Origin of the sequence: Thalassovita mediterranea, from assembly GCA_019448215.1 — a bacterium.
Lineage (GTDB): Bacteria > Pseudomonadota > Alphaproteobacteria > Caulobacterales > Hyphomonadaceae > Henriciella.
This window is the reverse complement of sequence record CP080408.1, coordinates 322,139-339,623: the sequence shown is the minus strand read 5'-3', so window position 1 is coordinate 339,623 and position 17,485 is coordinate 322,139. Positions and strand designations below refer to the sequence as shown.

20 protein-coding genes and 1 tRNA gene are annotated in these 17,485 nt (G+C 62.7%); 7 read left to right on the top strand and 14 right to left on the bottom strand.

Annotated elements, in window-relative coordinates; translation table 11 throughout:
• Nucleotides 1-12: 12 nt before the first annotated feature.
• Nucleotides 13-471, bottom strand: coding sequence for a MarR family transcriptional regulator (locus KUV46_01665; protein QYJ01113.1), 459 nt, complete (start codon nt 469-471; stop codon nt 13-15).
• A 13-nt stretch (nt 472-484) separates the two neighbouring features.
• On the bottom strand, nt 485-910 hold the full coding sequence (locus KUV46_01660) for an organic hydroperoxide resistance protein (GenBank protein QYJ01112.1): 426 nt from the start codon (nt 908-910) through the stop codon (nt 485-487).
• Between the two features lie 172 nt (nt 911-1,082).
• Between KUV46_01660 and KUV46_01655 the strand changes: the two genes are divergently transcribed.
• From KUV46_01655 to KUV46_01640, 4 genes are all read left to right on the top strand, one after another.
• Complete coding sequence (locus tag KUV46_01655) at nt 1,083-1,880, top strand: transglutaminase family protein (protein QYJ01111.1); 798 nt, start codon at nt 1,083-1,085, stop codon at nt 1,878-1,880.
• A 63-nt stretch (nt 1,881-1,943) separates the two neighbouring features.
• Nucleotides 1,944-2,363, top strand: coding sequence for a secondary thiamine-phosphate synthase enzyme YjbQ (locus KUV46_01650; GenBank protein ID QYJ01110.1), 420 nt, complete (start codon nt 1,944-1,946; stop codon nt 2,361-2,363).
• A gap of 5 nt (nt 2,364-2,368) precedes the next feature.
• The gene (locus KUV46_01645; GenBank protein QYJ01109.1) at nt 2,369-2,755 is read left to right on the top strand and encodes a VOC family protein; all 387 of its coding nucleotides are present in this window, start codon (nt 2,369-2,371) and stop codon (nt 2,753-2,755) included.
• 81 nt (nt 2,756-2,836) lie between these two features.
• Entirely contained in the window at nt 2,837-3,844 is a 1,008-nt protein-coding gene (locus tag KUV46_01640) for an NAD(P)-dependent alcohol dehydrogenase (protein QYJ01108.1), read from the top strand.
• Nucleotides 3,845-3,850: 6 nt separating this feature from the next.
• Here the strand turns inward: KUV46_01640 and KUV46_01635 are convergent, their stop codons facing one another.
• A complete protein-coding gene (locus KUV46_01635; protein ID QYJ01107.1) occupies nt 3,851-5,617 on the bottom strand; it encodes an anion permease in 1,767 nt (588 codons plus the stop codon).
• Nucleotides 5,618-5,875: 258 nt separating this feature from the next.
• Between KUV46_01635 and KUV46_01630 the strand changes: the two genes are divergently transcribed.
• Nucleotides 5,876-6,241, top strand: a complete 366-nt coding sequence (locus KUV46_01630; GenBank protein ID QYJ01106.1) for an aspartate 1-decarboxylase — start codon at nt 5,876-5,878, stop codon at nt 6,239-6,241.
• An 88-nt stretch (nt 6,242-6,329) separates the two neighbouring features.
• On the opposite strand, the gene KUV46_01625 is transcribed toward KUV46_01630, so the two are convergent.
• The gene (locus tag KUV46_01625; protein ID QYJ01105.1) at nt 6,330-7,112 is read right to left on the bottom strand and encodes an SIMPL domain-containing protein; all 783 of its coding nucleotides are present in this window, start codon (nt 7,110-7,112) and stop codon (nt 6,330-6,332) included.
• 117 nt (nt 7,113-7,229) lie between these two features.
• Here KUV46_01625 and KUV46_01620 point away from each other — a divergent pair.
• A tRNA-Ile gene (locus tag KUV46_01620) sits at nt 7,230-7,306 on the top strand.
• 45 nt (nt 7,307-7,351) lie between these two features.
• On the opposite strand, the gene KUV46_01615 is transcribed toward KUV46_01620, so the two are convergent.
• From KUV46_01615 to KUV46_01585, 7 genes are all read right to left on the bottom strand, one after another.
• Complete coding sequence (locus KUV46_01615; GenBank protein QYJ01104.1) at nt 7,352-8,176, bottom strand: Crp/Fnr family transcriptional regulator; 825 nt, start codon at nt 8,174-8,176, stop codon at nt 7,352-7,354.
• 56 nt (nt 8,177-8,232) lie between these two features.
• Nucleotides 8,233-9,183 carry an RDD family protein gene (locus KUV46_01610; GenBank protein ID QYJ01103.1) on the bottom strand — a complete coding sequence of 317 codons (951 nt, stop codon included), beginning with the start codon at nt 9,181-9,183 and terminating at the stop codon, nt 8,233-8,235.
• Entirely contained in the window at nt 9,180-10,178 is a 999-nt protein-coding gene (locus KUV46_01605) for a stage II sporulation protein M (GenBank protein QYJ01102.1), read from the bottom strand. The genes KUV46_01610 and KUV46_01605 overlap by 4 nt, the downstream gene beginning before the upstream one ends.
• A complete protein-coding gene (locus KUV46_01600; protein QYJ01101.1) occupies nt 10,175-11,488 on the bottom strand; it encodes a DUF58 domain-containing protein in 1,314 nt (437 codons plus the stop codon). The genes KUV46_01605 and KUV46_01600 overlap by 4 nt, the downstream gene beginning before the upstream one ends.
• Nucleotides 11,489-11,648: 160 nt before the next feature.
• On the bottom strand, nt 11,649-12,605 hold the full coding sequence (locus KUV46_01595; GenBank protein ID QYJ01100.1) for a MoxR family ATPase: 957 nt from the start codon (nt 12,603-12,605) through the stop codon (nt 11,649-11,651).
• Nucleotides 12,595-13,803 (bottom strand): hypothetical protein, encoded by a 1,209-nt coding sequence (locus tag KUV46_01590; protein ID QYJ01099.1) that lies wholly within the window; start codon nt 13,801-13,803, stop codon nt 12,595-12,597. Before KUV46_01590 ends, KUV46_01595 begins: the two co-directional genes overlap by 11 nt.
• Complete coding sequence (locus KUV46_01585; protein ID QYJ01098.1) at nt 13,800-14,531, bottom strand: hypothetical protein; 732 nt, start codon at nt 14,529-14,531, stop codon at nt 13,800-13,802. The genes KUV46_01590 and KUV46_01585 overlap by 4 nt, the downstream gene beginning before the upstream one ends.
• A gap of 147 nt (nt 14,532-14,678) precedes the next feature.
• Here KUV46_01585 and KUV46_01580 point away from each other — a divergent pair, with 147 nt between their 5' ends.
• Nucleotides 14,679-15,146, top strand: a complete 468-nt coding sequence (locus KUV46_01580) for a GAF domain-containing protein (protein ID QYJ01097.1) — start codon at nt 14,679-14,681, stop codon at nt 15,144-15,146.
• A gap of 154 nt (nt 15,147-15,300) precedes the next feature.
• On the opposite strand, the gene KUV46_01575 is transcribed toward KUV46_01580, so the two are convergent.
• From KUV46_01575 to KUV46_01565, 3 genes are read right to left on the bottom strand one after another with little or no spacing between them, the layout of a single operon-like run.
• Nucleotides 15,301-16,290 carry a glutathione S-transferase family protein gene (locus KUV46_01575; protein ID QYJ01096.1) on the bottom strand — a complete coding sequence of 330 codons (990 nt, stop codon included), beginning with the start codon at nt 16,288-16,290 and terminating at the stop codon, nt 15,301-15,303.
• The gene (locus KUV46_01570) at nt 16,290-17,021 is read right to left on the bottom strand and encodes a hypothetical protein (protein QYJ01095.1); all 732 of its coding nucleotides are present in this window, start codon (nt 17,019-17,021) and stop codon (nt 16,290-16,292) included. The genes KUV46_01575 and KUV46_01570 overlap by 1 nt, the downstream gene beginning before the upstream one ends.
• 32 nt (nt 17,022-17,053) lie before the next feature.
• Nucleotides 17,054-17,467, bottom strand: coding sequence for a DUF1330 domain-containing protein (locus KUV46_01565; GenBank protein ID QYJ01094.1), 414 nt, complete (start codon nt 17,465-17,467; stop codon nt 17,054-17,056).
• Between the last annotated feature and the right edge of the window lie 18 nt (nt 17,468-17,485).

Here is a 17,485-nt window from a genome sequence, read left to right as displayed (position 1 = left end):
ACTGACGTCAGTTCACCGCGTCTGATGCCTCGCCAGCGTCGCGACCAGCGCCTGGACGCTGTCGCGGAGCTTTTCGACGTCAGCAGGGTCGCCTTCAAAGCCGGCGGTCAGGGTTTCGGGGACGCGCTGGGCCTCGGCCTTCAGGGCGCGGCCTTCGCTGGTCAGGTCGACCTGCACGCGGCGTTCGTCTTCCGGGTCACGCTTGCGTGTCAGAAGCCCGGCCTGCTCCATCCGCTTGAGCAGCGGGGTCAGTGTACCACTGTCGAGATAGAGCGCTTCGCCGAGGGCCCCGACCGTGCGCGGTGCTTGCTCCCATAGCGCGAGCATGACGAGATATTGCGGGTAGGTCAGGCCGAGCTTTGACAGCACCGGACGATACAGCCTGTTGATCAGGTTCGACGCTGCGTAGAGCGGGAAACAGATCTGGCGGTCGAGGCGGAGTGGATCGTCCGGGTGCTGGTCTTCAGTCATGATGGACGCGATATCACCGCGTCTTCACACTATACGCAACATCCACATTGCCGCGCACCGCATTGGAGTAGGGGCAGACTTTTTCGGCGGCTTCGACGAGCTTTTCAGCAGCGTCCTGATCGAGGCCTGCAATGGTGGTCTCAAGTGCGACGCTGAGGCCAAAGCCGCCAGAGCCGTTCGGTCCGAGGCCGACGCGGGCGACAACTTCAACGTCGCGGTCCTTGACCGGCAGCTTCTGCGCACGCGCCGTATGGATCACGGCATTACCGAAACAGGCCGCAAACCCACCAGCAAACATCTGTTCCGGATTGGTCTTGCCGCCCGGCCCGCCGAGGCCTGCTGGCGGGGCCAGTTCTAGCTGCAGGATGCCATCATCGGACTTGATGTCGCCCTGACGACCGCCTGTCGCGGTCACTTCCGTTGCATAGAGTTCGCTCATTCCAGTCTCCTTTGTCGCTGAGCAATAATATTGTGCACAATATAAAAGAACGCCGCTTAGCGATGTCAACGAAAAAGCTTGCAGTTCCGGCAACCACAAGCTCTTGAACCGCGTTCAATGAACAGGTAACAGCGCGCCGCCAGAGTGCCATCCTACATTGAAAGTCTTCCCCATGCGCGTGACGATCGACGCCCGCCTTGACTATCGCTTTCCGCACGAATCCGACGTGCTGCTGGCCCTGCGCGCGCGGCCGGGACGCGACCAGTATATCGTCAGCGAAGAGCTTTCCTCCAATGGGCAGAGCCTTCTTCAGGGTGTGCGCTATGCAAGCCGCAATGACCGGCGCAACTGGATGGTGGCCGAAGGCGACGTTTCCCTTCGCTATCAGGCGACCGTGAATGTCCTGCGGCCAAAGCTCTCCATCGCCGGGCGCCGCGTGCCGCCGCGCCCGCACCTTCCTGCCAGCGTGATCGGCTTCCTGATGCCGAGCCATTATTCTGCAGGCGCAGACCTTGAGAGCTTTGCCTGGACGGAGTTCTCGCACCTCAATGGCGGCGATCAGGTGCTCGCCATGATTGACTGGATCCGCGGTGCCTTCACCTACACGCCCGGCGCAAGCAACGCCAAGACGACGGCGGCCGATACGTTCGCCTCGCGCGCTGGCGTCTGCCGTGACTATGCGCATGTCCTGATCAGCTTCTGCCGCGCGGTCGGTATCCCCGCGCGTATGGTGTCGGCCTATGCGCCGGGACTGACGCCGCCAGACTTCCATGCCGTCGTCGATGTCTGGCTGGATGGCAACTGGCACCTGGTCGACCCGACGGGCATGGCAGAGCCTGAAAAGCTCGTCCGCATCATCTGCGGGCGTGACGCCGCCGATATCAGCTTCATGACCATCTTCGGAGAGGCAGAGCTGATCTCGCAGTCTGTCTCCGCCTGTGAAGCGCCTGAAGAACTGGAAGCGGCCTGACGCCTGACAGGCGGTTGCATTCCCCGGCCTGATCGCGGCACTTTGTGAGGCAAGGGAGCCGCCATGATCACCACGCTGACACTGCAGATATCCGGGCCCGGCCTTTATGACTTTACGGCGCAGGTCGAAGACGCGTTGAGCCATACGGGCCTTGATGAGGGGCTGCTCACCCTCTTCGTGCGCCATACATCCTGCTCGCTGCTCATTCAGGAAAACGCCGACCCGGATGTGCTGGCTGACCTCAATGAGTTCTTCCGCAGGCTGGTCCCGCATACCGATGAAGCCTCGATGGGTTGGGTGCGCCACAATAGCGAAGGGCCTGACGATATGCCCGCCCATATCAAGGCAGCGCTGACGCAGACATCGCTCTCCATCCCGGTGCAGAATGGCGCCATGATGCTCGGCACTTGGCAGGGCATCTATCTGTTCGAACACCGCGACCGCCCACACCGGCGCGAAATCGTCCTGCATCTGGGAGGGTAGAGACTATGAGGCTTAATCAGGTCACCGTGCCGTGTATCGACTACGCCGCCAGCGTTGCTTTCTACAAGACGCTTGGCCTCATCCAGATCGTCGACAGCCCGCCGCGCTATGCGCGCTTTGAGTGCCCGGACGCAGATGGCGGCGAACCGGCGACCTTTTCGCTGCACCATGTCGAAGGCTGGCAGGGGTGCGACGAGCCGCTCATCTATTTCGAAGTAGATGATCTCAATGCCGAATATGGGCGCCTGACGGGAGCGGGGCTCGACTTTCTCAGCCCGCCCGAAGACCAGAGCTGGGGCTGGCGCGAAGCCTATCTGAGAGACCCGGCAGGCAACCGTATCTGCCTCTATCAGGCGGGGGATTATCGCCGGTTTCCGCCCTGGCGGATCTAGAAAATCGCGGCGGCAGGGCTTGCCGATAGAGATGCGCGGGCCAACCTCTGGGGCGCAGACAGATATCGCAGGAGCCTTGCCATGAAAGCCGTGAAGATTGCCGCCCCGGGTGGTTTCGACAAACTCAACCTCGTCGACATCAATGACGCCGGAAAGCCGGGGCCGGGCGAGATCCGTGTACGCCTGCATGCGACGTCGCTGAACTTCCACGACCTCATCGTCTGCTCGGGCCAGAGCAAGCCAGCTGACGGGCGCATCCCGATGTCAGACGGGGCAGGCGTTGTTGAAGCGGTCGGCGAAGGCGTCTGCGACTTTGCCAAAGGCGACCATGTCGTCTCGACCTTCTTCCCGCAATGGCTGGCCGGTCCGGCGCGCGTGTCAGACTTCTCCGGCACGCCGGGCGACGGCATTGACGGTTATGCGCGCGAAGCCGTGGTGGCCAAGGCGACCAGCTTTACCAAAGCGCCGAAGGGCTGGAGCCATGCTGAAGCGGCCACGATCACGACGGCAGGCCTCACCGCATGGCGCGCGCTTGTGGTCGATGGCGGCCTGAAAGCTGGCGACACGGTTCTTGCGCTCGGCACCGGCGGGGTGTCGATCTTCGCGGTCCAGATCGCCAAGATGATGGGCGCTGAAGTCATCGCGACCTCTTCCTCAGATGAGAAACTGGAGCGGGTCAAAGCGCTCGGTGCTGATCATGTGATCAACTACAAGAGCGATGAAAAATGGGGCTCGACGGTTGGAAAGCTCACCGGTGGGCGCGGCGCTGACGTCGTGGTCGAAGTTGGCGGCGCTGGCACGCTGTCGCAATCGATCAAGGCGGTGCGTGTCGGCGGTCACATTGCGCTGATCGGCGTGCTGACGGGCGTTAGCGGCGATGTGCCAACGGCGCTCCTCATGCAGAAGCAGGCGCGACTGGAAGGCCTCATCGTCGGCTCCCGCGCGGACCAGCAGGACTTTATTCGCGCCATCGAACATGGCGGCCTGAAGCCTGTCATCGACAAGAGCTTCGGCCTTGGAGAGCTCGGCGACGCCTTTGCCTACCAGCAGGCGGGCAAGCATTTCGGCAAGATCGTCGCCGAATGGTAGGCTGAGCTACAGGAAGAACATCCAGATCGCCGTACATGAAGCGAGGCCTGCTATGACATTCATCGGCAGGCCGACCTTCAGGAAGTCGGCAAACCTGTAGCCACCCGCCGTGTAGACGATCGTATTGGTCTGATAGCCAATGGGCGAAGCAAAGCTCGCGCTCGCCCCGAACATCACTGCCAGCACGAGTGCGCGCGGATCCATGCCGAGATTGCTGGCCAGCTCGATCACAAGCGGCGTCATGATGACGGCGACCGCGGCATTGGTCACAAGTTCTGTCAGGACCGATGTCAGCGCATAGATGAGCAGCAGCACGATGAAGGGCGAGGCCGCCAGCAGGAGCGGCGATACGCCCGACACGATCACATCGACGGCGCCTGCCTGTTCCAGCCCCTGGCCGACGATCAGCATGGCGACGATGAGGGCGAGCACATTGGCCTGAAGCGAGCGCCAGGCATCGGTGGCCGTGATGCACCCTGTGGCCATGACGATCCCCACACCGATCAGCGCAGAGAGAACGATCGGAAAGCTGAACAGCGCACTGGCCAGGATCACACCGGCCAGCGTGCCGATGGCAATCGGTGCGTGCCCCCGGCGGAATGGGACGGCATCGACTTCCTGCTCAATGACGAGCGGTGTGGAGCTTGCCAGAGAGCGCAGCGTCGCTTCGCTGCCTTCCAGCAGCAGCCTGTCACCAGCGCGCAGGCGGCAGCTCGCCAGAGTCGGCCCCGGCTGATTGCCCGGACGGGCCAAGCCGCGCACCGTGATTTGATAGTCTGAAAGGTAAGAGAGGAGCGAGAGCGGGCGGCCGATATTGGAGTCGGTCGGCGTGATGGTGGCCTGTACCTGTTTCGGCTCATCGGCATGATGCCGACGAAGGCGCAGCCCAGTCTTGAAGGTCTCGCTGCCCGCAAAGGTCAGAAGCTCTTCCAGCGTGGCACGGATGGTCAGGCGGTCACCGGCGGCAAGTTCGCGGTCATCATCCTTGGCCGTGACGATACGATTGCCGCGCCGCTGGGAGACGAGCTTCACGCCTTTTACCTTCAGCGCTGGCAGGTCGTCGGGGCTGACGCCGATCGCCTTGGTGTCCTCATTGGGAAAGATGTCGGTCAGAAAAGTCTGCGGCTTGATGTCGGCATCGTCATCCGGCTCACCCGAAGGCAGCAGCCAGCGCCCGAAGACGAGAAGGAAGCTGAGCGTCACACCGAGCGTAACAAGGCCGATGCCAGTGATCTCGAAGATGCTGAACCGCTCCAGCCCGCGAGAGAAGGCGACGCCGGCAACGATCAGGTTCGTGGAGGTGCCAATCAGCGTTAGCGTGCCGCCAAGGATCGAGATGTAGGAGAGCGGGATGAGAAGCCGCTTCTTGGACACTGAAAGCTTCTGCGCCAGCGCAATGACGACGGGCACCAGGATCACGACGACGGCGGTATTGTTCACGAAGCCTGAGGCCGCAATGGTCACGATCGCCACAAGCAGGATCGCGCCCAGCCGGGAGGTGTCCGCCAGCGCCAGGATGCGCGAGGCGAGATGTTCAAGCACGCCGGTGCGCTGCAGGGCGGCGGCGAGGATGAACATCGCGCCAATCGTGATCGGTGCGCTGTTGGCAAAGGCACCTAGCGCGCGCTCTTCGCCGACATAGCCCAGCGCCAGGAATGCCGCGGCACCAGCAATGGCGGTCGCCGCTGGCGGCAGGCGTTCCAGAAGGAAGCTGACCAGCATGACGAGGATGATCGCGATGGCGATCCATTCGGAATAATCTACCAGAAACATAAGCTCCGAGGTGTCCTTCTGCGCCCGGCTTGCCATGGCTGTCATGGGTCTCGGATAAAGAATATCTACGTTGAAGCCGGGCGTCTAACAGGGGTGTTCATGCAGAATTTCATGGCATGACGCGGTGAAACCCTTCACCCGCCCCAGCCATTATGCTTTAAGGCGCTGGTTGTTGCGGCGCGTCAAATGCCTTTACGTAGGGGCAATCGCGCCCATATATATCTTGGGGCAAATGCAGAGAGCCATTGGAGACCCGAAATGCTTCTCAACATGCTGAAAGCGAAACTGCACTCGGCCACTGTGACCCAGTGCGACCTTCACTATGAGGGCTCCGTTTCCATCGACCAGGAACTGCTCGACGCATCCGGCATCCTGCCGAATGAGCGTGTCGACATCTGGAATGTCACCAATGGTGCCCGTATCCAGACCTATGCAATCGAAGCGCCGCGCGGCTCCCGTACGATTGGCGTGAACGGCGCTGCAGCCCGCCACTTCTCGGTAGGCGACAAGGTGATCATCGCCGCTTTCGCCTCGATCGAGGCAGAGAAAGCCCGCCAGCACGCACCGACCGTCGTTCTGCTGGACGATGCCAACGAACAGAAAACGCCAAGCGCGGCTTACTAGGCCAGCGCTAGCGCATTGAGATAAAAAGAAGGGCGGACCCGCGACTGGGCCCGCCCTTTTTCATGTCTCGCGCTCGGCGCGGCTGCGCCTATTGGCGAAGCTCGAACGTCACGTCGACCGTCACCGAATAGCTGACTTCGCCGCGGGCGACCTTGGTGGAAGCATCAGCGGCCTCGGCGCGCATCGCCATCATCGGCTGGGGCTGGTAGCCGCCGCTCGATTGCTCATTGATCGTCACGATGCGTGCAACGCGGTAGCCGGTTTCCTGCGCATAGAGATTGGCGCGGCGCACAGCGGTCTGGATGGCCTGACGGCGGGCCTCGTTGCGCGCCTCGGTCGGGTCATCGAGGCTGAACTGGAGCCCGGAAATCGTGTTGCCGCCTTCCTGCACAATCGCATCCATGGTGCGGCCGAGATTGTCGAGATCACGCACTTTCACGCTGAGCTGGTTGCTCGCCGAATAGCCAACGAGGCGGGGCGGGGCGCCGTCGCGGTTTGAATAGTCATAGCGCGGCTGCAGCGACAGGTTCGAGGTCTGCATGTCGCGGCCTGCGACACCTGCTGCCTCAAGCGCGGAATAGACGCCGTCCATGGAGGCCGCATTCTGGCTCATCGCGGCAGATGCCGTCTCTGCTTCGGTTTCGACACCGGCGGTAATCGTCGCGATGTCAGGTGCGCGCGAAACCTCGCCGGAAGCTGACACCGAAAGCGTCGTTTCGGGCTGGATGGAGTTTGCGTGGTTTGACGGCACCGGCTGCTGGTTCGGCACGCTCGGCGACGTGGCCGATTGCTGGGCAATGGCGGCACCGCCAGCAAGGGCGGCTACGACAACCGAACTGGCGAGCAGGGTGCGGGCTGATGGCATTTTCATCTTCTACGTCTCCTTTGGCGTCCACGAGGGATGCGGACTTGCAGTCACCATTCAATTAGGCCATTGCGGCACCATCGTGACGGCGTCATGTTGCAAACCGCACAGTCGATGCGATCAGGGCCTGTAGCTCAGTTGGTTAGAGCGGACCGCTCATAACGGTCTGGTCGGGGGTTCAAGTCCCTCCGGGCCCACCATTCCTTCACTGTTGGATATTGACGCTTCAGCCGCCCCAATGCGGTTCACCCGCTCTCAGGCAACCAGCTGAGGTCGAGGCGCTCATAGCGGTTCACATAACCGACGAGTTCATTGAGCGCTGGCTCATTTTTTAGGCGGAAAAAGCGCTTGTGCCGCTCGATCAGGCCGAGCTTCAGCAGCTTCTTGATGGATCGGCTGACATGCACCGCCGAGAGGCCCGTCGCCGCGCCAATCTGTTCCTGTGTCAGCGGGCAGTGGAACTGGTCGCGGAGAAGCGGCTCCATCAGGCGCAGGCGCGACAGGGTCTGCAGCAGAAACAGGACGAGACGCAGGTAGCCGTCAGTTCGGCGGCTCACGACGAGCCGGTCATTCATCATGGCCTGATCGATCATGCTGAGCGCGAGGATCAGCCCGCTGATACGCGGCGACTGGTTTAGAACATCGGTGAGGCGCTCACGCGGAAACCGGCAGACGACAAGCTTCGTGGCGGCAATCGTTGTGTTCGGCGTTTCTGCGAAGGCCGCGTCGCTGAGGCCGATAATGTCGCCGGGATGGTATACGGTCGGAATGTGAGGATGGCCGCTCATTTCCTCGCGGGTCGCAATCACCCAGCCCTTCTTGAGGATAAAAAGCTCACCCAGCTTTTCGCCCTGCCTCACCAGGATTTCATCCTTGCCTATCTCTTCCTTCTCTTTCTCCAGAGAGGCCAGAAGATCTGCCTGCGCCTGCGAAAGCGGCGCGAGTTTTTCAAGTTTCGAGGCGAGGCAGGAGTCTGCGTCGGCGCAAATGTCTTCATTCTGCGAATTGATTGTCCTTCTCCCAAGGTCAGCCACTTCCCATTGCCCGAATGTCGCCTCACCGGGCGACATCTGGATGTCGGTGCCTTCAACGCAGAAAAAGGGGAGGGTGTTCCGGGAAAACCGGCTCAGCGCGTATCGAACTTGTCGGTCTTGCGCTCGCCGAACAGCATGCGCTGTTCAAGCCGGGCCCGAAGCGCGGCGTAATAGGCTTCGAGGAAGGCGAGGTCGTCCGGTGTCTGCGGCGTCTCGCGGCCGATCTTGTTGCGGATCCGGTCGGCGACCTTGGCCTTGATCTCAGGCGTGGACTGGCGAAGCACATCCTCCAGAACGTGGAGCTCATGGATGCCATAGGCGTCCAGTTCAGCGGGCGTAAAGCTGTGCTGGCTCGCCGTCGCCAGTGGCTCGGCAGAGGTGATGTCCTTCTTCAGCTTCACGCGCGGGGCATGGATGACCATCGTGCCCGCGATAAGGTCGCCAACGCGCAGCTTTTCCGAATTGAACAGCGGGAACAGGACGAACGTCCCTGCCCAGACCAGCGCGATAAGGCGGATCCACGCACCGACGGCGTCGTCAGACCCCATGACGAGCAATGTCAGCGGCAGGAAGACTTCCAGCTCCCGCATGAAGTTGCGCGCCAGCACAGCGTTCGCCGTCAGCCGGCCGCCATTTCGGGCCGCGACCCGCAGGCCCAGCGCGCGCTTGCCCGGTGTCGCCGCCTTCCGGCCAATCTCGAAGAAGGTGAAGTAGAAGACCCGCAGCAGGAAGACGACGACCGCCGCGATGGAGCCTGCAATCTGCCAGCCGCGAAACCCCATCTCCGAAAAGGCGATAGCGATCAGCCAGCTGAAGGCGATGACCGTGATCAGCAGGATCGAGAAGTCGAGAAGGAAGGCGCCTGCGCGCTCTGAGGCGGTCGCCACGCGCAGGTTCAGCGCAGCGCCTTCTGGTGTGACCAGCGGGCGGATGCGCCTCGCCTGTCGCTCCTGCTCCTTCACGCGCATGTCGCGCCGGCGCAGCGCCTCGCGCCGGGCTTCGGTTTCGTCGCTGCCCTTCTGTGACTTGCGCCTCGCCATCATGCAGCCTCATCCTTGCGGCGGGGCCAGTAGAAATAGGCGAGCCAGAAGACCAGCGTGACCAGCGCGATGATGTAGCGCGTCATGTCGCTATTGATGAGCTGGCGGCCAAACCCCTCCAGAAGCGCGGCCATAAACAGCATGATCACCGCGCCCATGATGACGAGAGCGGCCTGATTGCCCGTATCGCGCAGCGAATGCATCCGCGTCTTCTTGCCGGGAAAGGCTACAGCCCCGCCAATCATGAACCCCGCCGCACCAGCCAGAACGATGGCGAACAGCTCTGTTACGCCGTGGATGAACAGCCAGCCGGTCAGCTCCGCGCCAAGGCCCTTGGAAAAGAATACCGCCATGAAGCTGCCAATGCTGAGGCCGTTATAGATCAGCAGGATGGTCGTCGGGATGCCGAGACAGAATCCCAGCGCAAAGGCTGTGACCGCGATCGTACTGTTGTGCGAGAATAGCTGCGCGGCGAACGCGCCCAGCATGTCTGCGATGTTCGTCTCTTCGGTGTAGAGGGTGGAGCGCAGATAATCATAGCCTGCGTCCGGGTTACGGCTGTCCCAGCCGGAATTGAACGTCCAGAACCATTCCGGGTCCTGCATCGTCAGGACAAAAGCAAGGAGGCCGCCGCCAAACAGGCAGAGCGCAGCGAGAAGCGTCGGCAGGACGGCGCGTGACACCGCGTCCGGCCAGTCCCGTCTGAAATACTGCGCGATCCGTGCGCCCATGCTGGCGCGCGTGCCATAGACGAAGAAATAGGCCCGCGCGCATAGCGTCTCGAGATAGGCAAGCAGGTTCTGGTCGAGCGAGATGGACCGCGCCATGGACAGGGAAGAGACCGCCTGACGGTAAAGCCGGGGCAGGGCCAGCATATCCTCATCCGAGAGGCGTTTGACGCCGCGCTTCTCGGCCCGTGTCACGATACGGTCCAGCGCCTGCCAGTCGGCCTCGCGCTCCTCACGGAAGCGGTAGGATTTCATCACACGGTCGTTCAAATGAGCTCCCTCCGCTTGATGTCGAGATAGCGCGAGACAAGCTCTGACCCGAACTTCTCAGGCGTCGTCTCCACGATTTGCACGCCCATGCGCTGTAGCTTGCGGAAGACGACCTCGCGTTCCTGCAGCAGCGTATCGGCGATGACGGCGCGGCTTACGTCTTCTGACTGGAGCGGTTCGGCGTCGATCATTGAGGAAAGCGCCTCGTCTTCGAAGGTGGCAAAGACGACAATGTGCTTGTCGGTGAGGCGGCGGACATTCTCCAGCATCAGCTCGGCTGAGATCGTGTCGACGAAGTCGGTAAACAGGATGATGAGCGAGCGCCGCTCCAGACGCCCGGCGAGCGAGGTCAGCGCAAGCGTGTAGTTCGCATCCTCTGCCGAGTAGTCGAGCTCTGAGGCAAGCTTCTGCACATGCGGGAAGGCGCCGGGGCCGGTCAGCAGGCTGGAGGCAACGCCGGGGCGCGCATCAAAGCCGAATATGGCGGTGCGGTCACCTGAGCGGAGCGACACATAGGCGAGCAGAAGCGCGGAGTTGATCGCCCGGTCGATCTTGGGGACGCCTCGCAGCGGCTCGCTCATCAGCCGGCCCGTATCGAAGGCGAAGACGATATTGTGGTTGCGCTCGGTGCGAAATTCCTTGGCGAGCAGCGTGTTGTGCCGGGCAGAATGCTTCCAGTCGATGGCGCGCCTGTCCATGCCGGCGGTGAACTCCCGCAGGGCATCGAACTCAGACCCGTCGCCGCGGTCAATCTGCATCTTGATGCCAAAGTCGGCGTCGCGCTGATAAAGCCGCACGGCCTCATCCTTCACCCAGCGTGTGTTCGGCGTGATGGCGAGTTCGGTGCCGAGCGTCTCGGTCTTGCGAATGGCGACAAGCCCAAGCGGGCCTTTCCAGCGCGCCCATATCCGCTCGATGCGTCCGGTCCCCCGGCGCAGCGGCGTCAGCGTATATTCAGCCGTGTGCGCATTGTCGCTGAAGCCTTTCAGCCATTTGCGCACGGGCGGCTCGATCAGCTCGTTGGTCTCCATCTCCGTCTCGACCAGACGGGGCAGGGGCCCCCGGCGAAACCGGTAGGTAACCGCTACCGGATCATCGCCTGAAATGTAGAGAAGCGGCGGCGCATCGACCTCGATGCTGAGGTCCGAGGCACGCGCGACAAGCGCGGTGTCCGCCAGCATCAGCGCCAGCACCCCTGCGATCCACCCAGCCGACAGCGTCCAGAGCCCCGGCGCGGCAATCGCAATCACCACGAGCACAGGCAGCCCGGCCAGCATCAGGAAAACGGCGCGCAGGGTCGGTGCGATCATACGTTGGCCTCGCCCGATTTTGCGGCTGAGGCCCCCTCCGCCCTGCCGGGCACCTCCCCCGTAAACGGGGGAGGGAAGCCTGACGCCAGCGTGGCTTCTTCTTCCCCCGCGCGCGGGGGAAGTGGCCCGCGAATGCGGGTCGAAGGGGGCAACCTTGATATCATCGCGGCGCAGGCGTCTGGTCGATCAGGGCCGCGAGCGTCTCGTCCGTGCTGCGACCTTCAATCTCCGCAGCCGGCGAAAGGATAACGCGGTGGCGCAGCGCTGGGCGTGCCAGTGTCTTCACATCGTCTGGGATGACAAAGTCCCGCCCGTCGAGCGCGGCGCGTGCTCTTGAAGCGGCCGCGATGGCCGCAGCGGCCCGTGGGCTGGCGCCTGTTTCAAGCGCTGGCGTCTCCCGCGTCGCACGCACGATATCGACGATATAGCCCGCGATATCCTCCTTCACCTTCACATTGGCGACGCTGGCCACGGCCTCATTCAGCTCAGCCGCGGTGACGACAGCAGATACCCCGAAGGCCGCCGCCGTGCGCATGCCGGTGCGGTTGCCATGGCCCGTGACGATGGCAAGCTCTTCGTCGCGGGTCGGATAGTCCAGCACATGCTTGAACAGGAAGCGGTCGAGCTGGGCTTCAGGCAGGGGGTAGGTGCCCTGCTGCTCGATCGGGTTCTGCGTTGCGATGACCATGAAGCGGTCATTCAGCGTGTGCGCCTTGCCATCGATTGTGACTTTCCGCTCCTGCATGGCTTCGAGCAGGGCGGCCTGCGTCTTAGGCGGCGTCCGGTTGATTTCGTCGGCAAGCAGGATGTCGGTGAAGATCGGCCCCTTGGTGAGTGAGAATTCATTGGTCTGGAAGTTGAAGAGGTTCGTGCCCAGTACATCGCCCGGCATCAGGTCCGGGGTGAACTGGATACGTCCGAAGTCGAGATCGATGGCAGTGGCAAAGCACTGTGTCAGCAGCGTCTTCGCGGTGCCCGGCGGGCCTTCGAGCAGGATATGGCCTGCCGAGAAAAGCGCCGTCAGCATGAGGTCGACCGTATCGGCCTGGCCGATCACGGCCTTGGAGACCTCAGACCTGATCCGGCCGGCGAGGCCCTGAACTGTCTCATTGCTCATGTGTCATCTCCTTGCGCCAGCGCCAGAGCGCGCGGGCCTTGTTCCTGAGGTCATCGCGGGAGCTTGCAGGCGAAGAGAGCCCCGCCTGAAGCTTTGAAAAACTGGTCTCCATGCCCTGCTGCTCGGCCATCCGGTCAAGCAGGGCGTGATATTCTTCCTCTGAGAGGGTACGCGGCAGGCCCAGCTCCCGGCTCAAGGCGCGGCGGCTGAGGGCGAGATAGCCTGGCGCCATCCGCCTCTCGCGCCCTGCCATTGCGATGAGGCCTGCCGAATTGTCCGCCAGCGCGCGCTTGCCGGCCTGTATGGCGCGGGTCTCGCGTTCAGGGGCGCCAAACCGCACGGCAGACGCCCAGCCGACCAGCAGCATCGTCGCAAGGCCAATCAGCGTCGCGCCGAGATAGGGGATATCGAGCAGGATCTTCAGAAGGTTCGTTGAATGCTCGAACCCGTGAAGCGTCGCATCAAACACGATGGGGCGGCTGCCATTCTCAGAAAGGTCACCAATAATGGAGAGGCCAAGCCGTGCATTCTCCAGCCGCGACAATCCGAAATTATTGAGAAGGTCAGGGTCCGACAGGACATATAGCTCCCGGTCGGGAATCTTGCCGAGGAGCACGCCGCCCGGCACCGAAATCAGCGGCTCCAGCTGGTCGGCTTCGATGACCTGCATCTCGTCTTCAAAGTCCGGGCTGAACGTGCCGAATTCGGTCATTACGTCGCCCGGGTTCTCTTCGCGCGTGATGTCGCCGTCCTCATCGAGCTCGCGCAGCAGGATTCGCACGCGTTCTGTCGACGCGAGGTCTGCAGTCAGCTCCCAGCTGCGCTTGGCGGGATTGGCGCGGTAATTCCATTTCGGCAGCACGATCAGGGCTGGGCCGGAGATGTCGTCCGGGTCGAGGCTGCGGCCGCTAATCCCCAGCGTCGCGATAACCATGCGCCGCCCGCCCGTCTCCATCGTGCGGGGCAGGCGCGAGACGCTGACATCGCGCCCCTGCGCCTCCAGCATGTTGATCAGCCCTTCATAGCCGGTCGCTGAGCGCGAATAGGGCGTTGGGCCCGCCCGGTCACGGGAGGCAAGGTCTGGCGACCAGGCCATCAGGGTCAGCACAGCGCCAAGCGACAGTAGCGAGACGACAATCAGGATGATGATGACGCGGCCGGTAAAGGGCGTGCGCGCCTGTGGGAGGCGTTCACTCATGCGCGTGCCTCCTTGAAGGCGAACGCTTCATAGGAGGCCCGTGCTTCCTTCCAGCCGCTCTGGTCCACGGGCCGGTCACCGAAGAAAGACTTCTCGACAAGGCGGATGATCGGCGACAGCGCGGCGCGCGCGCGTTCCGGCAGGTCGCCGAGGCGTTCAATCTCTCTCGCCGTCAGCGATTGCGGTACGCCCCCTGCGCGCCGTGCGTTGAGGTCGGCAATGGAGCGGAAGAGGAGGAGGTGGACCGCCTCGGCATAGCGCCCTTCTGCGGCTAGCGCGTCGGCCTGCTGCAGCAGGGCTTCGGCCTCTTTCCTGACAGGCCGGACTTCGTCGATTTCGGAAACATCCGCGGCCGCCTTGTCCTTGCGCTCGCGCCGGCCCGGCAGGGTCAGCCCGCCCAGCATGTACCAGAGCGCATATGCGAGTACGGCGATGACGGCGCCAATCAGAAGATAGCGAATGAGCCAGCCGAAATTCTGGAAGATCCAGGCAAAGAACTTCCCGATGGCTTCGATGATGCCGTTATTGCGACGCGGCGGGGCGTCGTCCACCTCCGGCTCCAGGGTCGGGCGCTCGGACTGGATGCGGCTGTTTGATGTGTGCGCCTCGACCAATGCCTCGACATCAGCCTCATCGCTGGCTGCCTCCTGCGCATGCGCCAGGGCGCCCGGCAGTGGGCTGGCGAACACCAGAACAGCAAGAAGCGCGCTCAGCAGAATGGACTTCAAGCAATCGCCTCCTCTTGCGTCTTTTGCATGCGCCCATTCCCTCCAGAATGTTATGACTATTTCAGAGCGGCAGCGCGGCGTCCATGGGGCATTGAGATTAGCGCCGCGATCACCGATATGCGGGGCGCGACATTCAAGGAGACACCAATGGACCGCGCCGAACGCTACGCAGAGCTGAAACTCGAAATCGAAAGCCTTGTCGCGGGCGAGACTTATGTGCCGGCCCGCTATGCGTCTGCGGCCTGTCTTCTGGCGGAAGCCTTCCGGCCGCGGTTCTTCTGGACGGGCTTCTACGTGGTCGATCCGCAAAAACCTGAAGAGCTTGTCGTTGGCCCGTATCAGGGCACGCTGGGCTGTCTGCGTATCCCGTTCGGAAAGGGTGTCTGCGGCGCGTGCGCGGCGAGCGGCGAAACCCAGCTCGTGCCCGACGTCCACGCCTTCCCGGGCCACATCGCTTGCGATTCCCGCTCCAACTCAGAGATCGTCGTTCCGGTCTTTGACGCTGACGGGAAGCTCGCCGCCGTGCTCGATGTCGACTCCACCGAATTCGACGCCTTCGACGAGGTCGACCGCGAAGGCCTCGAGGCGATCTGCAAGGTCCTGCTGACCGCTTGAGGTTTTACTGACTGTCCTCTCAAACCGTCATCCCGGCCGGAGCGAAGCGGAGAGCCGGGACCCATGGCGGCTGGATGCGCCCCTCTCAACCGCCATGGGTCCCGGATATTTGCTGGCGCAAATTCCGGGATGACGGGGCTGGGTCCGTGCGAAGTCAGGCCCCGAGAATAACAGCATTCTCGCCAATCATGGCGGCCAGTTTCTCCCGCGCCTCTTCCGGTAAATCCTTCCACGCCTCGCGCAGCGCCATCAGGCAGCGCAGCTGGTACTTGAACACACCCTGCGTGTAGGGCTTGCCATCCAGCTCCAGGCTGAACGTCTCATGTCCGGCTTTCAGCGCTTCCTCATTGGCGCTGAGAAAGGGCAGATACGTGTCGCCCGCGACCGCGAGCAGTGCCTTTGCCGGGGCCGATGGCTCGTCCGTCCACTCGCCATCTATGCCGGATGCGTCATCGACCATGTCGAGCCAGCGATAGAAATAGGGCCGCTCCTTGCGCAGGAAGGCCATCGGCGTCGGGTCGACGCTCATCACTTTCACCTGCCCATAGAAGGCAAGATCGGCGAGTGAAGGCCGGTTGCCAAACAGGAACAGCGTCTCACCCAGCGCGACCTCTTCCAGATGTTGGGTCACGCGTCTGAAAGAGCCTTCGATGACGGGCTTTGTCTCCGGTGTGCAGCCGACCAGCGCCATGCGAGAGATCTGGCGCTCGCGGATAGTTGCTGCGGCCTGCTCGACCTGATCACGCCCCGCCAGCGGAAGGCTGTCATACATCAGCCAGTTGGCGCACCACTCAGCGTCTTCAGCATAGTGCCAGCGATAATGGAACATCGCTTTCATGGTCCATTCGTCGGCCATGTCTTCAAGCAGCAGGCAGGCAAAACGCTGGACGGGGTCTGGCGGCAACAGCGCGCGGCCTTCATCCTCCAGCGCCAGCAGGAAGGGCGTCGAGTCGTTTGTCCACTGGCCATCCGGCGTTTTGATCACCGGGATGACCGGCGCCTTCACCTGGCTCAACACGTCGCCGCGAATGTCTGCCGTCATCGGCACCCAGACATGCGGCAGGCCCTTGGCGCGCATCGCCGCGCGCACTTTCATCGAATAGGGCGAACCGAGCGCGCCGTGGACCTTATAGACGTCTGCCATCAGTTCATCACCGGCTGGGGCCGCTTTGCGCACGGCGTGCCATACATCCCGCCCTGATCGATGCAGAAAAACTTGTCGTCCGCGCTGATCGGCTGTGGCCGGTCGTGGCGATTATCACCGATGAAGGCGACGATCTCTGCATCTGGATAACCCTGCGCCGCCAGCATGGCAGGCACCACATCGAAACGCGGCGTCTTGTCGGATGCGCCCTTCGGCTGCGCGCGGGTCAGCAGGACACGGAAGTCCTCATTGCGCTCCAGTCCGACACCGGCGAGGTTTTCCTCGGTCCAGAGCTGTTCGGTGTCAGCGCGGTTGGTCACCAGCGCGACATGGCCGCCAAGTTCGTTGACGCGCTCAATGAAGGGCTTTGCGCCGGGCACGAGCGTCGCCGACTTTTCCGAGGTCCATTCATGCCAGCTTTCCGGCGTGAAGCCTTCGCCGATGCGCTCGCGCCTGATCTGGTATTCGACATTGTTGAGCACAGTCTCATCGATATCCAGCGCGACCGCCCAGGTGCCAGCCTCACGCCTCGCGGCGACTTCTTCGACATAGTCGGTGGCCAGCGCGAAGACTTCCTCTGCCTTCTCGCCCCATTCCGGATTATTCGCGACCCAGTCGACGCCTTCGCTGAGCGCAACGTCGCTCTCGACCGGGGCGGCGGCAGGCGGCGTCGCACACGCCGTCAGCGCGAGTGCGGCCAGCGAGGCCTTCATTAGTGTCCAGGCGTTCATGCTCTGCTCCTTCAAGATCGCGGCGAGGCCGCTTAGCCCATTGGGTGTGTTTCGATCAGTTCCTGATACTTCAGGCCCGCCTCGCGGTGGCGGTGGGCCTTCTGATAGCGCGGGTCGCGCATCATGCGCAGCATGTGCTGGCGCGAGGGATAATGCACGACCAGAACACGGTCCCATTCCTCTCCGCCGCCGATGAGATAGCCATGGCTGCTGCCCGCATAGATGGGCTTCACGCCGATCTCCGGGTCATTGCCGAGTTCAACGAGGCCTGCGCCATAGCGATTATAGGCTTCCTCGCCGGTCAGGCCTTCCTTGGCCTCCGGCGCGTCGGCCGGATACTCGGCCTTGTCCTTGAATTTCAGCAGATTGATCATGACGATTGGCCCGTCATGCGCATCCTTTGCGAAGCGGGTCATCTGTTCTGTGTTCGGCTGGACGGCTGGCATGGGTCTCTCCCTTTTTCA